The sequence below is a fragment of the Psychrobacter sp. Ps6 genome (genome assembly GCF_022129235.1).
Taxonomy (GTDB): domain Bacteria; phylum Pseudomonadota; class Gammaproteobacteria; order Pseudomonadales; family Moraxellaceae; genus Psychrobacter.
Map to the genome: position 1 here is coordinate 1 of NZ_JADQAI010000073.1, position 2,133 is coordinate 2,133.

Annotated in this window: 1 protein-coding gene; it reads right to left on the reverse strand. The window is 33.0% G+C overall.

The window, feature by feature from the left end:
* Window positions 1–293 precede the first annotated feature (293 nt).
* The gene (locus I3255_RS13810) at window positions 294–1,703 is read right to left on the reverse strand and encodes an undecaprenyl-phosphate glucose phosphotransferase (RefSeq protein ID WP_238039319.1); all 1,410 of its coding nucleotides are present in this window, start codon (window positions 1,701–1,703) and stop codon (window positions 294–296) included.
* Between the last annotated feature and the right edge of the window lie 430 nt (window positions 1,704–2,133).

Below are 2,133 nucleotides of genomic sequence, written 5' to 3' on the forward strand. Positions count from 1 at the left end.
GTGTTATCTCAAATTGGAAACCAACAAACCAGCGAGAAGCTGCAGCAATGAAAGAGTTGCTTATGCAAGAAATGGGCGTTACTGAACGAGTACACCCAGGCGGTACCGGGAAACTCGCGCAAAATAATGGAAGGTTGATTCGATAAATATCTGCACTATGGGAAGATAAAGATATCCCAAAAGTTCAAAAAAAATACTTTAGTTTACAAAATCGATAATGATTTAAATTAAAAAACCAACCTATTTAATTGGTTGGTTTTTTAATTTAGAAATGAGCAAAATAAGAAAATACTCTAATATGCAGTCTCACCAACAAATCCTTTAAACACCGTCATAAATATAATTTTCAGATCTAAGAATAAACTCCAAGACTGTATATAGCGGATATCGTAATGCACACGCATTTCCATTTTATCTAAAGTATCTGTTTCACCTCGATAACCATTAACTTGAGCAAGTCCTGTGATACCAGGTTTTACTTTGTGACGAATCATATAGTTATCAACTAAAACACGATACTCTTCATTATGAGCAACAGCATGAGGTCGAGGACCTACAATTGACATTGAACCTTGAAGCACATTAAAAAATTGTGGAAGCTCATCTAGTGACGTACGTCGGATAAATGCGCCAAATTTGGTAACTCGAGGATCGTTCTTGGTAGCTTGAGTAACAACTGCATCATTCTCCATCACTTTCATAGAGCGGAATTTCCATACTTTTATGCATTTACCCCCTAAACCATATCGATCTTGTTTAAACAAAATTGGACCTGGAGAACTCAGCTTAACACCAATAGCAACTGCGATAAGCACTGGAGAAATCATTAACGTAATCAAACCGCCAATAATAATATCTTCTATACGTTTAATGACATCACCCAATCCATCGAGAGGAGATGCAAACACACTCAATGTTTGGACACCATCAATTTCTCGGATCTGATTAATTGCATTATTATAGGTATATAAATCTGGAACAATATATGTCTCAACAGTTGTATCCGATAACAACCTTAAAAAATATTGAATTCGATCTCGAGCAACCATGGGCAAAGCAACATAAACTTCGTCAATATCACCTTGCTTTGCTTTTTGTAATAAAGTGTCAACTTTTCCCTTAAAAGAAGCTTTCGTCATATAGCCAAAACGAGACTCATCACGATCGTCATAATACTCAATAGTAAAATTTTGACCTTTTAATTCCTTTCTTAGAGCTGCTTCAACCGCAATACCACCGCTAGTCAAACCAATAATAGCGATCTTTTTTACCGCCATCTTTTTCCAACATGATTGGATAACAAAAATAACAGTAGTACGAAATAGTAAAAGAAAAGTTAAGGATAAAGCGAACCAACCATGAACCATCAGTTGACGTAAATTCGAGTACTCCATACCGTCAAGAAACATTAACTGATTACGGAGAATTAACCATGCAACCGTAGTTAAAACAAAAGTTAATGTACATTTTATGAGGCTTTTCGATATATTTAATCTGACATTTTTCTTGTAGAGAGAACAATACTCTCCAATCAATATAAATATAACGGAAAATAAGAAACCTGCTGCAAAATCAACTACAGTTTCATTTTTTACTTGTCCCTGAATTAAGAGAGATAACACTAAGTTAATGATGATAAAGTCACATGCTTTTAATAATATATTGTACCCATCATCGACTATCATTAGAGATTGTCTTTTCATTGTCAAATACACACCCTACGGTTAGATCGCGCAACCATTTTTGATATTTATAGTAACTATTCTTTTATTAAACAAACATATTATTTCTAGTTAATTATAATGTTATTACCATCATTGAATGTCAAAAAATTGTCACCAAATAAATAAAGTCAAAACTTTATGATAAATAGCCACTAATCATTCACCAAAGGTATGCTTTCATATGAATAAGTCTGATTTTGATTATATCTATCTTTTCTTATACATATTACTCAAGATTAATCATCATACAATATTAGTTTATTTGAACTTTCATCACCGAACATGGTCATAACTATCAGTATTAAGTTCATATAATTGCAGATAAATTAATATGTTAAACAATAGATTCCAGAAAATTAACAATTATTTAAAATCACAAGTTATTGGCCAACCAGAGCTTGTTGAACAG